Origin of the sequence: Brucella sp. NBRC 12950 (assembly GCF_030268145.1) — a bacterium.
GTDB lineage: Bacteria > Pseudomonadota > Alphaproteobacteria > Rhizobiales > Rhizobiaceae > Brucella.
In genome coordinates this window covers 108,361-123,774 of sequence record NZ_BSQC01000003.1, presented here as the reverse complement: position 1 = coordinate 123,774, position 15,414 = coordinate 108,361, and the positions used below count along the sequence as shown (strand labels likewise).

Below are 15,414 nucleotides of genomic sequence, written 5' to 3'. Positions count from 1 at the left end.
TCAGGAGTTGTTACGCTAAGTGATAAGCCGTGTAACTATATTCTCGGCTTTCACGCGCGGCCCCGACAGCGTTTTATGCAAGACACAATAAAATCAGCCTTGAAATGAAAAAGGGGCATTCCCAATTAAGTTTTGCGGTCGCCGATAACGGGATCGCCGGCACGAAGGATTCGCCAGAATGGGAGTTCTGCCGCCAAACCAATGCATTATGTCGCTCTTAAGGAGGGCTTACACATGCGTCACGTTGATTTTTCCCCGCTCTATCGTTCCACCGTTGGTTTCGACCGCCTCTTCTCCTCGATGCTCGACACGCTCGCATCGCCAGAAGGTTCGCAGTCTTATCCGCCATATAATATTGAGCGGACCGGTGAGAACACCTATCGCATCACCATGGCCGTTGCAGGCTTTTCGGAAAGCGAACTCGAAATCGAAGCCCATCGCAATCAGTTGACCGTGAAGGGCCAGAAGGCCGAGAACGATGCTTCTGAAACCGGTGAAGTGCTTTATCGCGGCATTGCTTCGCGTGCTTTCGAGCGCCGCTTCCAGCTTGCAGACTTTGTTGAAGTCGCTGGCGCCAGCCTCAAGAATGGCTTGCTCCATATCGATCTCAAGCGCGAAATCCCTGAACAGATGAAGCCGCGCAAGATTGAAGTCAGCAAAGCATCGGTTGGTGAAGCCCAGCAGATCGAAACGAAAACTGCCCACTAATCTCTGCTGAAGCCTATATAAAGAAAGCGGCGCATTAAGCGCCGCTTTTTTTGCTTTTGGGATACGCGCTCTAAGCGATAAGCTTGCCGAACTGATCGACTTCTTCTTCGGTATTGGCAAAGCTCGTGACGAAGCGCGCGAAGATTTCGCCCTCGCTGATGCGGTTGACTTCCGAATGCGGCGGGTTCCAGTCATAGAAGATCGCACCCGCACTGCGCAGGCGGTCATAGACTGACTGTTTCATGATCGCGAAAACCTCGTTGGCTTCCGGCTTCCATGCGAGCCGCATCTGGCTGGATGCATCGATGTGACGGGCGAGACGCGCGGAGAGCGCATTGGAATGCTTTGCAAGGTCAATCCAGAGATCGTCTGCAAGATAGGCATCGAACTGTGCTGCAATAAAGCGCGTCTTTGAGAAAAGCTGTGCCGCACGTTTGCGGATGAAAGGCAGGTCGCGTGCGCGGGCCGGGTCCATGAAGACCAGTGCTTCCGCACACCAGCAACCATTCTTGGTGCCGCCAAAGGAAACAATATCGACGCCTTGTTTCCACGTCATTTCGGCTGGCGTCATATCAAGGGATACAAGCGCGTTGGCAAAACGTGCGCCGTCCATATGCAGAGGCAGGCCCGCATCGCGGCAAATCTGCGAGATCGTCGCGATATGTTCAGACTGGTACAGCGTGCCGACTTCCGTGGCCTGCGTGATGCTGACCGCCATCGGCTGACCGGCATGGACGAAAGCTGGATTGAAACGCTTGAGTTCGCGCTTGAGCAATTCAGGATCAATACGGCCCATTGCGCCATCAATCGGATGCAGACGTGCGCCGCCGGTGAAATATTCAGGCGCACCGCATTCATCTTCGATCACATGCGCTTCTCGATGCACGAGTGAAACGCCGCCCGGACGGTTGACGCTGGCGAGCGCCAAGGAGTTGGCCGCCGTGCCTGTGCCGACAAAGAAGACCGCGACTTCACGCTCGAACAATTCGTTGAAACGCTGTTCAACGCGTTTGTCGATTTCGCTGGCGCCATAGGCTGCAGCAAATCCGTTTGCATGAAGCGAAAGACTTTCAGCGATTTTCGGGTGGGCGCCTGCCCAATTGTCTGAAGCAAAATGCACGATGTTCTCCGCTGGCGGTAGGACCTTATAGCAAAGGTCTATAACCGGACTCGGTAACAGGCGTAAGGCCTGTTGACGCTAAAAAGCGAGCAGCATGTGTCACTTTTTAGAGCTTCCCGTGAGGAGCGCCAGGCGCGCCAAACTGACGCAACTAGCATCAAACGTAATTAAATGATGCGATAGTGAATGTCTGCGACACTTTGTTTCGCAATTGGCTCGAAAAAATCATGTTTCCATCTTGTGAGCGAATTTGAATTCTGTCATACGTGATTAGGACAGCAATACTGACTAATTCACCCTTGCTGTCCAATTCATCACTGTGATCGTCAGGTTTCTTGTCAAAGCTTCCGTCAGTTGCAGAAAGAAAGTGCCGCGCGGATCGGGATAACCCGGCAGAATGCGATGCTTAATGAGACAGGGGAGTTTGGTGCGCCGCAATGCGGGCCGAGGTCGCTTGTCGAGCCTGAAAGACTACGGCGCCAAAACAATATTCCTTTCGATGGCTATGCCATCGGCCCCGGAACGTCGTCCAACGCCTTTTCGATAAGGCTTTCCATACACAGACTAAAGTGCGTCCCAAAAAGTGCGAAGCGGTTTTTGGATCAGACGCACGGCGAGACACAGCGCATCCCGAAAAGTGCGAAGCGGTTTTCGGATAAGATGCGCGACTAAAACAGTTCGGAACGAATAGCCGTTCCGGTTCATTATCGTATCGCGCAGGGTTGCGCGCTCACTGGAGGGAATGACGATGCCGCATTTGACGCCATCTGTATCGCATGTGGATTTACACAACGGTCAGAACGGAACGGTCAAAGCTGCGACCAATTCCACCAACGCAACCCGAAAAACGCGAACTTCGGCGGGTACTCCCCCCGCCCAAGGTCTCTATGATCCACGCAACGAACGCGACGCCTGCGGCGTTGGCTTCATTGCGCATATGAAGGGTCAGAAGTCGCATCAGGTTGTCGAAAACGGCCTCAAGATGCTTGAAAACCTCACCCATCGTGGTGCGGTTGGCGCAGACCCTCTGATGGGCGATGGTGCAGGCATTCTGGTGCAGATTCCAGATCGCTTTTTTCGCGAAGAAATGGCGCGTCAGGGCATCGACCTGCCGCAGCCGGGCCATTATGCCGTAGGCTATCTCTTCATGCCGCGCGATGCAAAATTGCGCGCGCATATCGAAGAAATCATCAAGGAAGTCATTGCTGCTGAAGGCCAGACATTCATCGGTTTCCGTCAGGTGCCGGTTGATAATGAGTCTTTGTCGAAGGCTCCTGAAATTGCTGCGACCGAGCCTTTCCATGTCCAGGTTTTCATCGGCCGTAGCGCGACTATTGAAACCGACGATGATTTTGAACGCCGTCTGTTCGTGCTGCGCAAGGTCATTTCCAACCGCATCTATCAGGAAAACGAGGGGGACGATAAGGGCTTCTATATCGTATCCATGTCGGCGCGCACTGTTGTTTATAAGGGCATGTTCCTGGCCTATCAGGTTGGTGCCTATTACAACGACCTGAAAGATCCGCGCTTTGAAAGTGCTGTGGCTCTCGTTCACCAGCGCTTTTCGACCAATACTTTCCCGTCGTGGCGTCTGGCGCATCCATATCGCATGGTTGCGCATAACGGCGAAATCAACACGCTGCGCGGCAACGTCAACTGGATGGCTGCCCGTCAGGCATCGGTGGATTCGGAGCTGTTCGGCAACGATATTTCCAAGCTTTGGCCGATTTCCTACGAAGGTCAGTCAGACACTGCCTGCTTCGATAACGCGCTCGAATTCCTGCATCAGGGAGGCTACAGCCTCGCCCATGCGATGATGATGCTGATCCCGGAAGCATGGTCGGGCAACAAGCTGATGTCGGACGAACGCCGCGCGTTCTACGAATATCATGCGGCTCTCATGGAGCCATGGGATGGTCCTGCAGCCGTTGCCTTTACCGATGGCCGCCAGATTGGTGCGACGCTGGACCGTAACGGTCTGCGTCCGGCCCGTTATATTGTGACTGACGATGATTTCGTCATTCTGGCTTCGGAAGCAGGGGTTCTGCCTGTCGAAGAGAAGAAGGTCGTCAAGAAGTGGCGTCTTCAGCCAGGCCGTATGCTACTCATCGATATGGAAGAAGGCCGCATCGTTTCGGATGAGGAAATCAAGTCACAGATCGCACAGAAGCATCCTTACAAGCAGTGGCTTTCCAACACGCAGCTTATTCTGGAAGACCTGAACCCGGTTGAGCCTCGCGCGCTGCGCAAGGATGTAAGCCTCCTCGACCGTCAGCAGTCATTCGGTTACAGCCAGGAAGACACCAAGCTTCTGATGTCGCCAATGGCCACAACGGGTCAGGAAGCCATCGGTTCGATGGGTACGGATACGCCGATTTCGGCCATGTCCGACAAGTCGAAGCTGCTCTACACCTATTTCAAGCAGAACTTCGCGCAGGTCACCAACCCGCCGATTGATCCGATCCGTGAAGAGCTGGTGATGAGCCTTGTCTCCTTCATCGGACCGCGCCCAAACATTTTCGATCTGGTTGGCACATCGCGTCGCAAGCGTCTGGAAGTGCGTCAGCCGATCCTGACCAATGGCGATCTCGAAAAGATCCGCTCCATCGGTCACACGGAAGATCGCTTCGATACCAAGACGCTCGACATCACCTATAATGTCGGCGAAGGCGCTAACGGTATGCAGGGCGCGATTGAACGCCTGTGCGACCGTGCGGAAGCAGCGGTTCATGGCGGCTATAACATCGTCATCCTGTCGGATCGTCAGGTTGGTCCGGATCGCATTCCGATCCCGGCTCTGCTGGCAACGGCTGCTGTCCACCATCACCTGATCCGCAAGGGTCTTCGTACATCGGTCGGTCTGGTTGTTGAATCGGGTGAACCACGCGAAGTGCATCATTTCGCTTGCCTCGCAGGCTATGGTGCAGAAGCAATTAACCCGTATCTCGCCTTCGACACGCTGCTCGACATGCATCGCCGTCGCGAATTCCCGCCGGAAGTCGACGAATATGAAGTGGTCAAGCGCTACATCAAGTCGATCGGTAAGGGCATTCTCAAGGTCATGTCCAAGATGGGCATCTCGACCTACCAGTCCTATTGCGGCGCGCAGATTTTCGATGCGGTTGGCTTGCAGACGAGCTTTGTCGATCAGTTCTTCTTCGGTACGGCAACGAGCATCGAGGGCGTTGGTCTTGACGAAATCGCGGAAGAAACCGTGCGCCGTCACACCGATGCGTTCGGTAATGACCCGGTTCTGCTGACAGCGCTCGAAGTTGGTGGCGAATATGCCTACCGTATGCGTGGCGAAGCACATCTCTGGTCGCCGGATGCGGTAGCGAAACTGCAGCACGCCGTCCGTACTTCGAACCCTGATACATTCACCGAATATACGTCCATGCTCGACTCCAAGGCGGCGCAGGCAAAGACCATTCGTGGCTTGTTTGATATCCGCTTTGCGGAAGCAAGTGGTCGCAAGCCGGTTGCCATTGAAGAGGTTGAATCGGCGGTCGATATCGTCAAGCGCTTCTCGACCGGCGCCATGTCGTTCGGCTCGATCTCGCGTGAAGCTCACACCACGCTTGCGCGTGCGATGAACGCCATTGGCGGCAAGTCAAACACGGGTGAGGGTGGTGAAGAGCCGGATCGTTTCTATCCGCTGCCGGATGGTACGCCAAACCCAGAACGCTCTGCGATCAAGCAGGTGGCATCGGGCCGTTTCGGTGTGACGACGGAATATCTGGTCAATTCCGATCTCATCCAGATCAAGGTTGCGCAGGGTGCAAAGCCGGGTGAAGGCGGTCAGCTGCCGGGCCATAAGGTCGATGCGACCATCGCCAAGACACGTCACTCGACGCCGGGCGTTGGCCTCATTTCGCCTCCGCCACACCATGACATTTATTCCATCGAAGATCTGGCACAGCTGATCTATGATCTGAAGAACGTCAATCCGGCTGCTGATATTTCCGTTAAGCTGGTTTCGGAAGTGGGTGTTGGTACGGTTGCGGCCGGTGTTGCCAAGGCACGCGCTGACCACATCACAGTGTCCGGCTATGATGGCGGCACGGGTGCGTCTCCGCTCACATCACTCAAGCACGCTGGTTCGCCATGGGAAATCGGCCTTGCCGAAACCCACCAGACGCTGGTGTTGAACGGTCTTCGTTCGCGCATTGCGCTGCAGGTCGATGGCGGTCTTCGGACCGGTCGCGACGTGGTGATTGGTGCACTGCTCGGTGCCGACGAGTTCGGTTTCTCGACCGCTCCGCTGATTGCCGCTGGCTGCATCATGATGCGCAAGTGCCATCTCAACACCTGCCCTGTGGGCGTTGCCACACAGGACCCTGTTCTGCGCAAGCGCTTCAAGGGCACGCCTGAGCATGTCATCAACTTCTTCTTCTATCTGGCAGAAGAAGTGCGCGCATTGCTGGCAGCCATGGGCTTCACCAAGCTTGAGCAGATTATCGGCGAAACCGAACTGCTCGAAAAGCAGACCATGATCGATCATTGGAAGGCCAAGGGTCTCGACTTCAGCCGTATCTTCTACAAGCCGGAAGCTGAGAAGCACGAAATCTTCTGGACCGAACGTCAGCATCATCCGATTGAAGATGTTCTGGATCGGACGCTGATTGCTCAGGCCATGCCTGCGCTTGAAAACAAGACGCCGGTCAAGATCGATGTCGACATCAAGAATGTCGACCGTTCGGCAGGTGCGATGCTTTCGGGTGAAGTGGCCAAGCGTTTCCGCCACAAGGGTCTGCCGGATGACACCATTGCCGTTACCCTCCGTGGTACGGCTGGCCAGTCCTTCGGTGCCTTTCTTGCACGCGGTGTCTCGTTCGAACTGATTGGCGATGGCAACGACTATATCGGCAAGGGTCTTTCGGGTGGTCGCATTGTCATACGTCCGCCAGAAGACACGCGTATTGTGGCTGAAAACTCGATCATCGCAGGTAATACCGTGCTTTACGGTGCGCTTGAAGGCGAGTGCTATTTCCGCGGTGTGGCAGGCGAGCGTTTCGCAGTGCGTAACTCCGGTGCGGTCACGGTTGTCGAAGGCGTGGGTGATCACGGCTGCGAATACATGACGGGTGGTGTGGTTGTCGTTATCGGTCAGACTGGCCGTAACTTTGCAGCGGGCATGTCGGGCGGTGTCGCCTATGTGCTGGATGAAGAAGGTGACTTTGCACAGCGCTGCAACATGGCGATGGTCGAGCTGGAACCGGTGCCGGAAGAGGACGACATCCTCGAAAAGCTGCACCATCACGGCGGCGACCTGATGCACAAGGGCCGTGTGGATGTATCGGCAAACATGACGCGCCACGACGAAGAACGTCTGGTGCAGCTGATTGCCAACCATCTGCATTACACCGGCTCTACGCGTGCGAAAGACATTCTCGATAATTGGGAGAGCTATCGCCCGAAATTCGTGAAGGTCATGCCGGTCGAATATCGCCGCGCTCTCGAAGAGATGGAACGCATGCAGATCGGCGTTGCAGCGGAATAAAACTCATAATCAAGACGCGGTGCTTGTGCGCCTGAAATGGCGAATAGCACCGCGATAGGAGCATGGAATAATGGGTAAGGTTACTGGTTTTCTTGAGGTTGATCGGCAGGTAGCAAAGTACCAGCCAGCATCCGATCGCATTCGTCACTTCCGCGAATTCACGCTTCCCATGACGGATGGTGAAGTGCAGAAGCAGGCGGCACGCTGCATGGATTGCGGCATCCCGTTCTGCCACGGTCCAACGGGCTGCCCTGTGCATAATCAGATCCCTGACTGGAACGATCTCGTCTATAACAACAACTGGGATCAGGCGATCCGCAACCTGCATCTGACCAACAACTTCCCGGAATTCACGGGTCGTGTTTGTCCGGCGCCTTGCGAGGAAGCCTGCACGCTGAACCTTGAAGATGCGCCAGTTGCGATCAAGACCGTTGAACAGGCGCTGGGCGACAAGGCCTATGAGCTTGGTTATATCGTTCCGCAGCCAGCAGCGCAGAAGACCGGCAAGTCAGTTGCGATCATCGGTTCTGGCCCGGCAGGTCTTGCTGCCGCACAGCAGCTGGCACGCGCTGGGCACATGGTCGATGTCTATGAACGCGAAAGCCGTCCGGGTGGTCTGCTGCGTTATGGCATTCCTGACTTCAAGATGGAAAAGCACCTGATCGACCGTCGCGTCACGCAGATGGAAGGTGAGGGCGTCCGCTTCCTTTGCGGCGTAAATATTGGCGTCGACAAGCCGCTGCGCGGTCTGCTCGATACCTATGATGCGGTGCTTTATTCGGGCGGCTCCGAAAAGCCGCGTCCAGCCGGTATTCCGGGTGCAGACCTTGAAGGCGTGCATGATGCCATGCCTTACCTCGTTCAGCAGAACCGTCGTGTTGGCCGCGAAAGCATTGAATCGGTCGCCTGGCATGAAGCGCCAATCCTTGCAGGTGGCAAGCATATCGTCGTTGTCGGCGGTGGTGATACGGCTTCTGACTGCGTTGGCACGGCTTTCCGTCAGGGCGCGGTCAATGTCACGCAGCTCGATATTCGCCCGCAGCCGCCTGAAAGAGAAGACAAGCTGAGCGTCTGGCCTTATTGGGCAACCAAGATGCGTACGTCTTCCAGTCAGGCTGAAGGTGCTAATCGCGAGTTTCAGGTGGCAACGCTTGAATTCATCGGCGAAGACGGCAAGCTCACTCATGTGAAGTGCTGCCAGGTTGATGAAAAGCGCAAGCCGATTGCTGGCTCTGAGTTTTTCATCAAGGCGGATCTTGCTTTCATCGCCATCGGCTTCTTCGGTCCGGGTGAAGACAGCGTGGTGAAGGAACTTGGCGATAAGCTCGAAATCGCAACGGATCGTCGCGGTGGGACTTCCGTGAAGGCCAATGAGCAAGACTATCGCACCAATGTCGATAAGCTCTATGCAGCAGGCGATGTGCGCCGTGGTCAGTCGCTGGTTGTCTGGGCAATTCGTGAAGGCCGTCAGGCAGCCCACGCAATTGATGCGGATCTGATGGGATCGTCCGTATTGCCGCGGTAATTAAAACTTCGTCTCAATAAAAAGCCCGGCTTTAAGCCGGGCTTTTTAGTTACTTTTTTGTACGCGCATTTTGGTCCGAAAACCGGTTTCCACTTTTCGGAATGCGCGTTAGCTCTGCTTACGATTCTTGCGGATTGCCAGATAGACAATGCCTAAGAACACAAACCAGATCGGTGTTACTTTGAGTGCCGCTGCCGTGTCCTGTTCCTGTGCCAGCGCCCAGAGAATGAAGGCAAAGAAGGTAAAGACCATGACGACTGAAGCGCGTCCGCCCGGCAGCTTGAAGGTCGACTTTTCATGCAGATCAGGACGCTTGCGGCGATACTGAAGATAAGACGCAAGAATGATCGACCAGATGAAGATGAAGAGAAGCGCTGAAATCGTCGTGACGATAGTAAAAGCTTCAATGATGCTCTGGCCTGCATAAAGTAGCACAACGCCTGCAAGCAGGAAGATGCAGGAGAAGAACAGGGCATTCACCGGCACCTTGCGGCTGTTAAGCTTGCCGAGTGTCTGCGGTGCTAGGCGCGATGTTGCCAGACCATAAATCATGCGCGAGGTCGAGTAGATGCCGGAATTGGCGCTCGACGTTGCCGAAGTCAGCACCACGAAGTTGACGACATGGGCGGCAATGCCAAGTCCTGCCAGCGAGAACATGGCCACGAACGGGCTGGAGTTTGGATCGACCTGATCCCACGGAATGACCGTGATAATCACGAACAGCGCACCAACATAGAAAAGCACGACACGGATCGGGATCGAATTGATTGCCTTTGGCAGATTACGCGTCGGGTTTTCGGTTTCAGCCGCAGCCGTACCAACCAGCTCGATACCCACGAAAGCGAAAACCGCGATCTGGAAGCCTGCCACAAAGCCGAAGAAGCCGTTCGGGAAGAACCCGCCATTCGCCCACAGATGCGTGACCGAAGCCTGCGTGCCATTTGGCAGCGTGAAATTCGTGATCAGCATATAAGCGCCAGCCAGAATAAGCGCGACAATTGCAACGATCTTGATCAGCGCAAACCAGAATTCGATTTCACCGAAGTTGCGCACGTTTGGCAGGTTCAGCAGCAGCAACACGCCGATCAGGCCAAGCGCCGGAATCCACAGAGCCAGTTCCGGATACCAGAACGATACATAGCCCGAAACTGCCACCACATCGGCAATGCCGGTTACAATCCAGCAAAGCCAGTAGGTCCAGCCAGTGAAGAACTGTGCCCATGGGCCGAGATAGTCGCCTGCGAAATCAGCGAATGAGCGATATTCGAGATTGGACAGCAGGATTTCACCCAGCGCACGCATCACGAAGAACAGCATGAAGCCGATGATCGCATAGACCAGCAGAATGGATGGTCCCGCGAGCGAGATGGTCTTGCCCGAACCCATGAAAAGGCCCGTGCCGATTGCGCCACCAATGGCGATCAGCTGGAGATGTCGATTGGACAGATTGCGTGCAAGATGGGGTTCCTCCTCCCGGTTGTTCTCAACGGGAGGCTTCGATGCAATATTCATTCAGATGCCTCTTATGCATTGCGGCCGCGTCGGGGACGCACCCTCAAAATCATGCCCGGAACGGACAACAGGCTTCTGATAGACGAGGAAATCTGTAATGTGAACTAAGAGAAATATAGCAATTAGGCGAAGAAATGCCGCATATTTCACCACACTTTCAGTAAAAGTTGGCCTGCTCCGCCATTATTATGTTTAAGTATCAGGGATTTACGCTTTTTTGCGGCCAACTGAAGTCATCTGCCCGGCCAGGAGCAGTTTTTCGCTCTTCTGATGGCTTTTTCTCTTCCTTTTTGCGCGATGCCAGCGTTCCGCCCAGCAAGACGCCGCTATTGTCGCGGTCAATGTCGCGCAGACTCACCGGCGCAATGCGATCAACAGGCTTGGCAGGGTCCTGTTTTCCGGCGGTGGGCAACAATTGCTCATTGTCGCGAATGTCGCCGAAAAGCGCCTTTAGAGGCTTCTCTGCGTAGAAAGCGAGTTTGCGTTTGCCGGCAGTGGTGGTGTTGATCCCATCATTACCGCGCAGACGCGCTGTCTGACCGTTGATGTCGAAGCCGGTCTGGCTGAAATTGCCTTCTTCGTCGATAAAACCGTCCCAAACATCAATAAATCTCGCCCCCGCCTTTTCGGATGCGGTGCGATAGATTTCGTTGAGCGCAAGCATATCTTGCGACATGCCGCGTGGCCGAAACGGTGGCTGGCCAACCCATATTAGAGGATAGTTCTTATCCTTGATTTCCTTCATGAACTTGGAAACGCGGGTTTGGTATTCCGCCGTCCATTCGGGCGAGCGAGCCGCAAGACTTTGCCCTTTTGCGGTGATCGCCTGTCGGTCGTTTGAACCGATCATCACGACGACAGCGGCAGGCTTTTCTTCTTCAAGTATCTTGCCGATGCTGGCAGGCCAATCAAAATGGTCGTCGCGGACAAAGCCTGACGAGCCGTTGATACGGCTGACGATCCGCAAATCCGGATTGGTTGCAAAGGCAACGTCGAGACCTTCCGCAAGACCATTGCCGATGAAGTCACCCACCACGAGAACCTTTTTGGCATCCGGCTTCTTTTCAACGAAATTGACTTCGGGCTGCGGGGCAGGTGCGGGTGTTGAGCGGGCAACGGGTGTTGCTTTTTGCGCGCGCTTGGGTTTGGCCGGGCGCACACGTTGTGGTTTTGGCTGCTCATATTGCTGCTGTGGCTGTGCCTTTTTGGGGCCGAACAGCAGGTCGAAAATCGTACGTGGACGCTCCTGTGCCGATGCAGATGAAAAGGCGGAGAGAACAATCGCGAAGGCAACAAGCTTGGTTGCTAAAACGCTGAAAGCCGTGTTTTTGAACTGCTTTGTCTGCATAGTTCTTACCTTCCTGCTTCCAGAATTGTAGCGCCCATCGCCAAAAAGAAAAAGGAGCGTACATCAGATGCACGCTCCATTCCTTTTAAGCGGCTTTTAACGGCGGCGGAGAACCGAAAGCACCTCCGCGCTTGGATGGCCGTCTGGCTGCAAGCCATTGCGCTGCTGGAATGCTTCAATCGCTTTGCGCGAAGTTGAACCGATCTTGCCGTCGATCTTGCCGTCGTAATAGCCAAGCGCCTTAAGATGCGTCTGCAATTCTTCACGTTCATTCATGGTGATTGGCGTGAAAGGACGGTTCCAATCCTGGCGCAAACCCTGATAACCACCAATGCGATCTGCAAGCAGGCCAACGGCGAGTGCATATTTATCGGCATTGTTATAGCGTTTGATGACGGAGAAGTTCTTAGCCATCAGGAAGGCTGGCCCCTCACGACCGTCCAGAACTTTCAAAGTGACCTTTTCATTGGCATCTGGGAATGGACGGCCATTGGCGCGAACCACGCCGAGCTTCTGCCATTCAGCAGCCGAAAGTGAGCCGGATGGGAACTTTCGCCCAGCTGGAAGCTGAACTTCATAACCCCAAGTACGACCCGGCTGCCAGCCATTGCGGTGCAAAAGGTTTGCGGCGGTGCCAAGAGCATCGGGAACCGAATTCCAGATATCGCGCTTGCCATTGCCGTCCATGTCGACAGCATAGGCCTGGTAGCTGGTCGGGATGAACTGGGTATGACCCATTGCGCCTGCCCAAGAGCCGGTCAGATGTCCGCGGTCGATATCACCGGTCTGGAGAATTTTCATTGCGGCGATCAGCTGCGTGCGGCCGAACTTGGCGCGACGCTGATCTGCATAGGCCAGCGTCGCCAGCGAGCGGATCGTGTCCATCATGACATCGTCGCGCTTGAGGATTTCGCCGTAATTGCTCTCCATCGACCAGATGGCCAGCAGGATATTGCGATCAACCGAGAAGCGCTGTTCGATGCGCTGGAGCCATGGGCCCCATTTTTTCGCCATGCTCTGGCCCACAGCCACGGAATGCTCATTCACGCGGTTGTCGATGTAGTTCCAGACAGGCTCGTTGAACTCCGGCTGAAAGCGCGCTTTGCGCAGTACTTCCGGATCGGGCGAATCGACGCCTCGAAACGCGCGGTCAAATGTCGATGGCGATACGCCATTCTGAACAGCCGTGGTGCGGAAACTGGAAACCCATTTTCTGAAATTGGCATCAGCGAAAGCGCTGCCAGTCGTCAGCCCAGATGCAAGCATTGCCACCGCAACGGTTGCTGTAATCTTGGCGCGCATTCCTCGTCCCAGAGTGAATGGAAATCGCAGCATTCTGTGTTTCCCTTCTGCAATCATATTTTGCCGTGCCTAACGGCGAGTTGCCTTTCATGCCGAGCCTGTTTCAGTTAGATTGCATTAAGTCGCTAATACTATCCAGTGTTGAATTTGGGGCCGACCCTGATGAGGCTTAGAATTATAGGCTTCAGGTTAGCATTTGGTTTACCATGGCGCGATTTACGAAAAAAATTGCCTGAACTTTTATGAAATATTTGAATCAAGTAAGATTAAGGTCAGGTCATCGAATGTGATAAGGAAAAAGACGGAATTTCGTCATTCCTTAATGAAAACGCCCTATTTGAAATGCAATGGTTTCAATGCTTTGATAGCACAACGCTGTTTGTAACAAATCGAGGAGACGAATGAGTTCGATCCGCAAAATCCGTAAGGCAGTTTTCCCGGTCGCCGGTCTTGGGACCCGCTTTCTTCCCGCGACAAAGTCCATCCCCAAGGAAATGCTTACCGTAGTCGACAAGCCAGTCATCCAGTATGTGGTAGACGAGGCCCGCGAGGCCGGTATCGAACATCTGATTTTCGTCACCGGACGCAACAAGGCTGTCATCGAAGACTATTTCGACGCACAGGTTGAGCTTTATTCCACGCTTGCCGAACGCGGTAAGAAGGCTGAGCTTGAGCATCTGCAGGAATTGCAGCCGCAGCCAGGCACCACCAGCTTCACCCGTCAGCAGGTTCCACTCGGTCTTGGCCATGCGGTCTGGTGTGCACGCGAACTGGTCGGCGATGAACCTTTTGCACTGCTTTTGCCAGATATGGTCATGCAGTCGAAGAAGGGCTGCCTCAAGGAAATGGTCGAGCTTTATGAACAAACCGGCGGCAATGTGATTGCCGTGCAGGAATGCGATCCTGAAGAAGCCCATAAGTACGGCATCGTCGGCAAGGGCAATGCGATTGGCAACGGTTTTGAGATCAACCAGATGGTTGAAAAGCCAGCCAAGGGCACCGCACCTTCAAATCTCTATATCAATGGCCGCTACATTCTTCAGCCGGAAATCTTTGAACTGCTAAGCAAGCAGGAAAAGGGTGCTGGCAATGAAATCCAGCTGACCGACGCCATGCTCAAACTTGCAGACCAGCAGAAGTTCTTCGGCTTCGATTACCATGGCCGGACATTCGACTGTGGCTCGAAGTCGGGCTTTATCGAAGCAAACGTTGCTTTTGCCCTGTGGCGTAAGGATATCCGCCCAACGGTCGAAGTTTCGATTGCCGATCTGCTCAAGACGATCAAGCCGGAATAAGTCAGACCGACATCCGGTACCAAGAGAACCCCGCTTTCAAATGTGAAGCGGGGTTTTTGTTTATAGCAATTCCAACAAAAGTGCGAAGCGGTTTTGTGTTGGATGATCTATAAAACAAACAGTTACGGCGGCTCCAACGAACCAATCCTAGCTGGAGCCGCAGTAATATAACATGTCGTCCCCCTGGCCAGTTCTCTTGGCATGAAATTCGCTTCCTCAACTACGACAAAGCGAAAGCATGATCGGGAATATGACGGCAGCAAACCAGCATCTGAGGGCGCTTTCATCACAGCGCGTTAACGGAATTGGGCGATTATCGCTTCAGTTCAAGGATGGCCGTACCCGAATTGCAAAGCTTTATCAGGAGGGCGCTGCAAAGATCCGTATGCCACGAGCTGCAACTGATCCTCTTGAGGCTATCCTCATAAATACATCGGGCGGTTTAACTGGCGGTGATCGCCTGAATTGGCAGATGGAACTGGCCAAAAACACGTCAGCTATCATCACGAGCCAAGCCTGCGAACGTATCTACCGCGCGAGCGATGATGAGGCTCGCATCACCACAAGTATCAAGCTTGCAGACGGCACACGTTTTGCATGGCTCCCTCAGGAAACCATTCTGTTCAACCAATCTGCGCTATTGCGCAGGCTGGAGATTGAAATGGCTGCAAGTGCTGAACTGCTGCTGGTGGAAACAACGGTTTTCGGGCGGCTTGCAATGGGAGAAAGGGTCGAGCAAGCGCAGTTTCGAGATCGCTGGCGGGTGCGGGTTGGAGATCGGCTGGTTCACGCTGAAGAGTTCAGCATTGGCCCCGACGTGGCCGCGCAATTGAACAGCCGCGCTGTAACCGATGGTGCTGTGGCGATAGCGACAATCCTGATGATTGGGAAGCAAATAGCACGCCATCTCGATAAAGCCCGGCAGATTGTGGGTGAGGATGGGGGATGCAGCATCACCGAGACCGCAGGCGTGGCGAAGCTTCTGATCCGGCTTATGACGTCGGACAGCTATTCGCTCCGCAAGCGGTTGGTACCTCTGCTGACGTTGCTTAATGGAAAGGCACAATTGCCTAAAGTTTGGTCAATTTAAATCCGGCGTGAGCT

At 54.4% G+C, this 15,414-nt stretch carries 9 protein-coding genes; 5 read left to right on the top strand and 4 right to left on the bottom strand.

Annotated elements, in window-relative coordinates:
• Positions 1–234: 234 nt before the first annotated feature.
• Positions 235–708 (top strand): Hsp20 family protein, encoded by a 474-nt coding sequence (locus tag QSJ70_RS06095; protein ID WP_007877193.1) that lies wholly within the window; start codon positions 235–237, stop codon positions 706–708.
• A gap of 70 nt (positions 709–778) precedes the next feature.
• On the opposite strand, the gene QSJ70_RS06090 is transcribed toward QSJ70_RS06095, so the two are convergent.
• Entirely contained in the window at positions 779–1,828 is a 1,050-nt protein-coding gene (locus tag QSJ70_RS06090) for a threonine aldolase family protein (RefSeq protein WP_215778146.1), read from the bottom strand.
• A 748-nt stretch (positions 1,829–2,576) separates the two neighbouring features.
• Between QSJ70_RS06090 and gltB the strand changes: the two genes are divergently transcribed.
• Positions 2,577–7,328 carry a glutamate synthase large subunit gene (gene gltB / locus QSJ70_RS06085; RefSeq protein ID WP_285535148.1) on the top strand — a complete coding sequence of 1,584 codons (4,752 nt, stop codon included), beginning with the start codon at positions 2,577–2,579 and terminating at the stop codon, positions 7,326–7,328.
• A 70-nt stretch (positions 7,329–7,398) separates the two neighbouring features.
• Complete coding sequence (locus QSJ70_RS06080; RefSeq protein ID WP_079213212.1) at positions 7,399–8,853, top strand: glutamate synthase subunit beta; 1,455 nt, start codon at positions 7,399–7,401, stop codon at positions 8,851–8,853.
• Between the two features lie 108 nt (positions 8,854–8,961).
• Here the strand turns inward: QSJ70_RS06080 and QSJ70_RS06075 are convergent, their stop codons facing one another.
• The 3 genes from QSJ70_RS06075 to QSJ70_RS06065 form a co-directional block, all read right to left on the bottom strand.
• Positions 8,962–10,365, bottom strand: a complete 1,404-nt coding sequence (locus QSJ70_RS06075; protein WP_502871668.1) for an amino acid permease — start codon at positions 10,363–10,365, stop codon at positions 8,962–8,964.
• A 199-nt stretch (positions 10,366–10,564) separates the two neighbouring features.
• Positions 10,565–11,713 carry a DUF459 domain-containing protein gene (locus tag QSJ70_RS06070; RefSeq protein WP_285535147.1) on the bottom strand — a complete coding sequence of 383 codons (1,149 nt, stop codon included), beginning with the start codon at positions 11,711–11,713 and terminating at the stop codon, positions 10,565–10,567.
• A 96-nt stretch (positions 11,714–11,809) separates the two neighbouring features.
• Positions 11,810–13,048 (bottom strand): lytic murein transglycosylase, encoded by a 1,239-nt coding sequence (locus tag QSJ70_RS06065; RefSeq protein ID WP_215778155.1) that lies wholly within the window; start codon positions 13,046–13,048, stop codon positions 11,810–11,812.
• Positions 13,049–13,416: 368 nt separating this feature from the next.
• Between QSJ70_RS06065 and galU the strand changes: the two genes are divergently transcribed.
• Together galU and QSJ70_RS06055 are read left to right on the top strand one after the other, a co-directional pair.
• On the top strand, positions 13,417–14,310 hold the full coding sequence (galU, locus tag QSJ70_RS06060; protein ID WP_084479833.1) for a UTP--glucose-1-phosphate uridylyltransferase GalU: 894 nt from the start codon (positions 13,417–13,419) through the stop codon (positions 14,308–14,310).
• A gap of 250 nt (positions 14,311–14,560) precedes the next feature.
• Complete coding sequence (locus tag QSJ70_RS06055) at positions 14,561–15,400, top strand: urease accessory protein UreD (protein WP_215778157.1); 840 nt, start codon at positions 14,561–14,563, stop codon at positions 15,398–15,400.
• Positions 15,401–15,414 lie beyond the last annotated feature (14 nt).